General features: G+C 73.7%; 6 protein-coding genes. 4 read left to right on the top strand and 2 right to left on the bottom strand.

Annotation, left to right across the window (positions count from 1 at the left end; genetic code table 11):
• The 4 genes from IM725_RS19185 to IM725_RS20750 form a co-directional block, all read left to right on the top strand.
• Nucleotides 1-382: c-type cytochrome (locus IM725_RS19185; protein WP_193782245.1), on the top strand; the 382-nt coding region annotated here is incomplete at its 5' end.
• Nucleotides 383-438: 56 nt separating this feature from the next.
• On the top strand, nt 439-846 hold the full coding sequence (locus IM725_RS19180) for a phage holin family protein (protein ID WP_193782244.1): 408 nt from the start codon (nt 439-441) through the stop codon (nt 844-846).
• A 133-nt stretch (nt 847-979) separates the two neighbouring features.
• Complete coding sequence (locus tag IM725_RS19175; protein WP_193782243.1) at nt 980-2500, top strand: tetratricopeptide repeat protein; 1521 nt, start codon at nt 980-982, stop codon at nt 2498-2500.
• Nucleotides 2500-4758 carry a glycosyltransferase gene (locus tag IM725_RS20750; protein ID WP_193782242.1) on the top strand — a complete coding sequence of 753 codons (2259 nt, stop codon included), beginning with the start codon at nt 2500-2502 and terminating at the stop codon, nt 4756-4758. The genes IM725_RS19175 and IM725_RS20750 overlap by 1 nt, the downstream gene beginning before the upstream one ends.
• Here the strand turns inward: IM725_RS20750 and IM725_RS19165 are convergent.
• Both IM725_RS19165 and IM725_RS19160 read right to left on the bottom strand, forming a co-directional pair.
• On the bottom strand, nt 4727-5536 hold the full coding sequence (locus IM725_RS19165) for a response regulator transcription factor (protein WP_227753959.1): 810 nt from the start codon (nt 5534-5536) through the stop codon (nt 4727-4729). The two genes, IM725_RS20750 and IM725_RS19165, sit on opposite strands and share 32 nt — an antisense overlap.
• On the bottom strand, nt 5526-7089 hold a 1564-nt coding region (locus tag IM725_RS19160), incomplete at its 5' end, for a GAF domain-containing sensor histidine kinase (protein ID WP_227753958.1). The genes IM725_RS19160 and IM725_RS19165, both read right to left, overlap by 11 nt.

Below are 7089 nucleotides of genomic sequence, written 5' to 3'. Positions count from 1 at the left end.
GACCAGCACCAGCAGCGAGACGGCCACCCCCTCGTCGCCGGCCACGGCCACCGCCACCTCGCCGGACGGCAAGTCCAGCAGCAGCGCGACCTCCACCAGCGGCACCGCGACGGCCTCCGCCGGCGGCAGCGCGGACGGGCAGGGCGTCTATTCGCGCACCTGCGTGGCCTGCCACGGCGCCGGCGTCGCCGGTGCGCCCAAGTTCGGCGACAAGGCCGCCTGGGCGCCTCGCATCGCCCAGGGCAAGGACACGCTCTACCAGCATGCGATCAACGGCTACACCGGCAAGAACGGCGTGATGCCCCCCAAGGGCGGCAACACCGCGCTGTCCGACGCCGAGGTCAAGGCCGCGGTCGACTACATGGTGGGCCAGGCCTCCTGACGCCCCGGCCCGCGGGCCCGGCCACGGTTACGGCCGGGCCGGGCTAGACTGCGCCCGTGACCGCCCACCTCATTCCCTTCCTGCTCCACTGGGGCATCACCGCACTCTCGCTCTGGCTGGTTGCCCGGATGTTCAAGGGCATCCACTTCGAGACCGTGCCCTCGCTGGTGATCGCCGCCTTGCTGCTCGGTTTCGCCAACGCCGTGGTGCGGCCGCTGCTGGTGGTGCTCACCCTGCCGCTGACCCTTCTGACCTTCGGCTTCTTCCTGCTCGTGATCAACGCGCTGATGATGCTGCTGGTCTCCGGCCTGGTGAAGGGCTTCCGCATCTCCGGCTTCTGGACCGCCTTCTTCGCCAGCATCGTGGTGTCCCTGCTCAGCCTGGTGTTCGGCGCGCTGGTCAGCCACGGCGACCCGGGCGCCGAGATCCCCATGCCCGGCACCCCCGGCGCGGTGTGGATCTGAAGCCCGGGACGGCGACGGCGCTGCGACGTCCGTGACCAGCTGCCGGCGGGCGTGCCGGCGGCACAACACCGGCCCGCCCGCCATGGCCGGGTGCCGCGGTCGGAGCCGGGCTTCGTGATACCTTCGCCTCTCCATGCGAAGCAGTCCCTCGCGATTTCCCCTGATTCTTGTTGCATTCCTGGGCCTGGCCACCACGGCGCAGGCGCAGTCGCCGGCCGATCCGCTGGTGCAGCAGGCCCGCGATTCGGCCCATGCTGACCGCAACCGCGAAGCCGCCGACCGCTTCGCCGAAGCGATCGCCCGCGATCCCGCGCGGCGGCGCGAGCTGCTGCGCGAATACGCCGACCAGCTCACCTACTCGGGCCGCGCCGCCCAGGCCGTGCCGCTGTACCGCGAGGTGCTGCAGGCCCCGCGCGACGACGGCGAGCGTGAAGGGGCGCAGCGCGGCCTCGGCCTGGCCTTGCTCTGGTCCGACCAGGCCGCCCAGGCCGTGCCGGTGTGGCGCGAGGTGCTGGCCCGCCATCCGGACGACGCCGACGCCAGCCGCAGCCTGGGCCGCGCGCTCAGCTGGGCCGGGCGCCAGCGGCAAGCCCAGGCCCACCTGCGCGCCCACCTGGCGGCCCACCCGGACGACGCCGAAGCCCGCGTCATGCTGGCCCAGGCCCAGGCCTGGATGGGGCGTGGCGACGAGGCGCAGCGCACCCTGGCCGCCGCCCCCGCGAGCGGCCGCACGGACGCCAGCCGCCTGGCCCGCCAGCTCCAGGTGCAGGCCTCGCCGCGCACCGAGCTGGACCTGCAGACCTCCAGCCAGTCCGACGACCTGGACATCCGCGTCGCCCGGCTCGCGCAATCCGCCGAACTGGCTCAGGGCCGCGGCACCCTGGCGGCCGAACTGGCGCGCATCGACTACGCGCCGCGCAGCGGCGGCGACGGCGCCCGCGTGACGCGACCCATGCTGGGCGGCCGCTGGCGCCTGGCGGACGCCTGGGAGCTGCATGCCCAGGGCGGTTACGAGCGCACCGTGATGGCCGACGGCACCACCCACCAGCCCGGCGTCTACGCCACCTGGCTCACCTGGTGGCCCGACGACCGCTTCCGCTTCGACGCCAGCGCCAGCCGCGAGACCTTCGACAACCTGCGCTCCCTGCGCATGGGGCTGAGCGCCCAGCAGCGCGGCCTGTCCATGGACTACACCCCCAGCGACCGCGCCCGCTACACGGTGCGCCTGCAGGAGGGCAGCTACGCCGACGGCAACCGGCGCGACTGGGGCCAGCTCGAAGCGGAGTGGAAACTGCGCAACGAACCCTCGGTCTTCGCCGGCCTGCGCTACACGGAGTTCCGCTTCGCGCGCCAGCTGGACAACGGCTATTTCAATCCCTTGAGCTTCCGCTCGCCGCAGGCCACGCTGCGCGGCATCTGGCACCCTGCCGGCAACGACGGGCCCTGGGAACTGCAGGCCTACGCCGCCCTGGGCGAGGAGCACGCGGTGCCCGACGGCAACAAGCCCGCCTACGACGCCAGCCTGCGGGCCGCCTACCGCTTCGACGAGCGCACGCGCCTGGAAGTGCGGGCGCAGCGCTTCAGCTCGCGCACCAGCGCCAGCTCGGGCTTCGCCCGCACCATCTACGCGCTGCACCTCGAGAGGAACTGGTAGTGCCCGGCACGGGCCCTTCCATCCTGGTCATCGGCCTGGGCAGCGACCGCGTGGCCGACGTCGTGGCCCCGCTGGCCGCGGCCGGCTTCTCGCTGCGCGTGGGCAGCGTGGCCGACGTGGCCGGCCAGCCCTGGGCGCTGGTCATCAGCCCGCCGTCCATCGCCGGGCTGGCGGGCCTGCAGCTGCTGGCCGCGATGAGCGCGCCGCAGGCCCCGCGCTGGCTGGTGCTGGGCGATGCCGGCCAGCTGCCGGTCGCGCCGCGGCGGGTGCAGGCCCTGGCCTGGCCGGTGGCGGCCCAGTCGCTGGTGGGCGCCGTGCAGGACCTGCTGCGGGCCGCCGCCGATGCCCCGTCCCAGCCGCCCACGCCGCTGCAGCCGCGCATCACGATGCTGGACGAGCGCACCCTGCGCGAGGGCGCGGTGCGCGAGCGCGAGCAGCTGCGCGCCGGCCGCCAGCCGGGCGACAGCTTCCTGGCCAGCCTGCGGCTGGACGAGTTCGACCGCTTCCGGGGCCAGCTGCCGGCGGACGCCGCCCAGCAGGTGCACGCCCAGGTGGCCGCGCTGGCGCAGGCCGGCGCCCTGGCCGACGAGCAGATCGCGCTGGGCGAGGAGGGCGACATCCTGCTGCTCCTGCCCGGCACCAGCCGGCGCCAGGCGCTGGTGCGCCTGCAGGAGCTGGCGGCCGCACTGGCCAACGAGCCGCTGCAGCTGGACGGCCAGGCCATGGTGTTTTCCGCCGTCATCGGCTACAGCGGCCTGCGGCGCAGCCCCGACGCGGCTCAGTGCCTGGCCCGGGCCCGCGAGGCGCGCGTGCGCTCGGCGCTTCACCTGGACCTGGAGCCCGCGCTCTGGGAGGCCGCGCGCACCAAGCCCGCCCGGCCGCCCGGCCCGCTGCGCGCCGCCTGGCAGCGCGTCTACCAGAAGCACCTGCTGGTCATGCAGTACCTGCTGACCATGGCCGCCGGCCTGGGCCTGCCCTTCCTCGTGTACTGGTGGCTGGGCACGCATGGCATGGACGTGAGCCACGGCGTCTACCTGGTGGTGGTGGTGATGCTGCTGCTGACCGCGGTCTCGATCTGGTGGGAGGGCATGCTCGCCCTGCGCCGGCGCGACCCGCCGGCCGAGCCCGCCGCCCCGTACCCGCCGGCCTCGGCCATCATCGCCGCCTACCTGCCCAACGAGGCGCCCATCATCGAGGACAGCGTGCGCGCCTTCCTGCGCCTGCAGTACCCGGGGCCGCTGCAGGTCATCCTGGCCTACAACACGCCGCGCGACATGCCCGAGATCGAGGAGCGGCTGCAGCGGATCGCCCGCGAGGACCCGCGCTTCGTGCCCATGCGCGTGCGCACCAGCACGTCCAAGGCGCAGAACGTGAACGCCGCGCTGCCCTACGCGACCGGCGAGTTCACCGCGGTGTTCGACGCCGACCACCAGCCCGACCCGGACAGTTTCCGCCGCGCCTGGCGCTGGATCTCGCACGGCGCCGATGTGGTGCAGGGCCACTGCTACATCCGCAACGGCGAGGCCTCCTGGGTCGCGCGCATGGTGGCGGTGGAGTTCGAGCAGATCTACGCCGTGAACCACCCGGGGCGCGAGCGCCTGCACGGCTTCGGCATCTTCGGCGGCAGCAACGGGTACTGGCGCAGCAGCCTGCTGCGCGAGCTGCGCATGCACGGCTTCATGCTGACCGAGGACATCGACTCCTCGATGCGCGCCGTGGTGCGCGGCCGGCGCATCGTGTCCGACCCCTACATCGTCTCGCGCGAGCTCGCCCCCGAGACCCTGGCGGCGCTGACCAAGCAGCGCCTGCGCTGGGCCCAGGGCTGGCTGCAGATCTCGCTCAAGTGGATCCTGCCGGCGCTGCGCGCGCCGCAGCTCACGCTGCGCCAGAAGCTGGGCATGTTCCAGCTGCTGGCCTGGCGCGAGGTCTACCCCTGGGTGTCCATGCAGATCATCCCGCTGGTGGCCTGGTGGGCGGTGCAGGCCGGCTCGCTCTGGCGCATCGACTGGCTGGTGCCCATCTTCGTGGTCACCACGCTGTTCACGCTGGGCACCGGGCCGGGCCAGCTGGTCTTCGCCTGGCGGCTGGCCGACCCGCAGCTCAAGCGCCACCCGTCCTGGTTCTGGTTCTACCTGGCCGCCTCGACCTTCTTCTACGCCGGCCTGAAGAACGCCTGGAACCGCATCGCCCACTACAAGGAGTGGCGGGGCGAAACGGCCTGGGTGGTCACCCCCCGGGTCCAGGCGAAGAAGCCCTGAGCCGGCGCAGCCGCTCCATGCGGCTGGCCAGCTCCTGCGGGTCGAAGGGCTTGGCCAGGTAGTCGTCGGCGCCGGCGGCGAGCGCGCGCTGCACCGAGGGCTCGTCGCCCTTGGCCGTGAGCATCATCACCGGCACGTCCTCCCAGCGCCGCTGCGCGCGCAGCTGCGCCAGCAGCGCCAGGCCGTCGATGCCGGGCAGCATGATGTCCAGCACCACGGCGTGCGGCAGCGGGCCGCGCAGCGCCTGCTGGCCCTCGGTGCCCGTGCTCGCCTCGCGCACCTGCCAGCCGTGCTGCTCGAGCATGAAGCGCAGCAGGAAGCGGATGCCGGGGTCGTCCTCGACCACCAGGGCCTCGCGCACGCGCGGCGCGGCGGCGGGGGCGGGCGCGGCGGCCTGCACCAGCGCGGCCTCGACCCGGCGCACCAGCTCGTCGGGTTCGAAGGGCTTGGCCACCACGTCGACGGCCCCCAGGGCCCGGTAGGCCGCAACCTGCCCGGCCTGGGTGTTGGCGGTCAGGAAGATCACGGGCGTGTCGCGCAGGCTGGCCTGCTGGCGCAGCTGCGCCAGCGTGGCCGGCCCGTCCAGGCCGGGCATGGAGACGTCCAGCAGCACCAGGGCGGGGTCGAACCCCGCCGCCTGGGCCACCGCCGCCGCGCCCGACTCCAGGGCCAGCACCTCGTAGCTGCCCAGGGTCTCCAGGGTCAGCTGGGCCACCATGCGCAGCCCCTCGTCGTCTTCCACCAGCAGGATGCGCCGGCTGTTCATGTCATGTGTCATCAGGCAAGTCGATATGGAAGATGGTGCGGCCCGGCGTGGTGCTGAATCCCACGCTGCCCTGCATCTGTTCTGTCATCTGTCGGGCGATGGACAGGCCCAGGCCCGATCCGCCCTTGCTGCGGCTGTCGCCCATGTCCGCCTGCGCGAAGCGCTGGAAGATGCGGGCGTGGAAGGCGGGCGGAATGCCCGGCCCGGCGTCCTGCACCGAGAGCCGCACGAAGCCGGCGCCCGGTGCGGGCGCCGCCGCCAGTTGCACCGTGGCCCCCGGCGGGCTGAACTTGATCGCGTTGGACAGCAGGTTGGCCAGCACCTGGTCCAGCCGCTGCGGGTCGGCGCGCAGCCACAGGCCGGCGGGTGCCTCCTGGGCCAGCAGCACGCCGGCCTCGGTGGCGGCCGGCATCACGCCCGCGGCCGCCCGCGCCAGCGCCGTCGCCGCATCCACGCGCTCGATGTGGAAGCTCATGCGGCCGGAGGCGATCTTCTCGATGTCCAGGATGTCGTCGACGATGCGGCGCAGCCGCTCGCTGTTGTCCGCGGCCAGGTCCACCAGCTGCGACACGGCCGGCGCCAGCGGCCCGGCGGCGCCCTGCTGCAGGAGGCGCACCGCGCCGTGGATCGAGGTCAGCGGGGTGCGCAGCTCATGGTTGACCACCGACACCAGCTCGCTCTTGACGCGCTCCACCTGGCGCCGCTCGGTGATGTCGTGCACGTGCGAGATCACGACCGGCCGGCCGCGCGTCTGCAACAGCTGCCAGCGCACCTCCACCGGGAAGTGGCTGCCGTCGGTGCGCCGGCGCGTGCTCTCGAACTGCAGCTGCCGCTCGCCGGCCTGCAGGCGCTGCACGTAGGCGGCGTAGCGCTGCGTGTCGGGGTCGCCGCCCAGCTCCATGGGACCGACGCGCCGCAGCTGCTCCAGCGTGAGGCCGCTGTGCGCCAGGGCGGCCCGGTTGCCGTGCAGGTAGCGCAGCGTGGCCGGGTCCAGCACCAGGATCTCGTCGTCGACCTGGTCGAGCAGGGCGCCGAACCAGGCCGCCTCGCGCGCGCGCAGGCCGGCGTCCAGCACCGCCATGACCAGGTCGGCCAGCTGGCCCAGCGACTTTTTCTGCACCTCGCTGAGACGGTGCGGCCTCGCGTCCATGACGCACAGCATGCCCAGCACGCGGCCCCGCGCGCTGCGCAGCGGGCTGCCGCCGTAGAAGCGGACCGCGGGCGCCGCCTGCAACAGCGGGTTGTCGGCGAAGCGCGGGTCGGCCAGGGTGTCGGGCACCTCGAACAGGCCCTGGGCCGCGATGCCGTGGCCGCAGACGCTGTGGCTGCGGGGGCGCGGCTCGAAGTGGCGGCCGAACTCGGCCATGTGCCACTGGCGGCCTTCGTCGACCAGGCTCACGGCGGCCCAGGCGGTGCCGCACAGCGTGGCGGCGAGCTCGGCGACCTCCGTGAACACGCGCTCGGCCGGCACGTCCACGATGCCGTAGGCCTGCAGGTCCTGCAGGCGTTGCGGCTCGTCGGCCAGCGCGGGGGCGGCCTGCATCAGCGGCGCATCCGTCCTGGGG

It is taken from the genome of Ramlibacter aquaticus (assembly GCF_015159745.1).
Classification (GTDB): domain Bacteria; phylum Pseudomonadota; class Gammaproteobacteria; order Burkholderiales; family Burkholderiaceae_C; genus Ramlibacter; species Ramlibacter aquaticus.
This window is presented reverse-complemented; position numbering and strand designations above follow the sequence as displayed.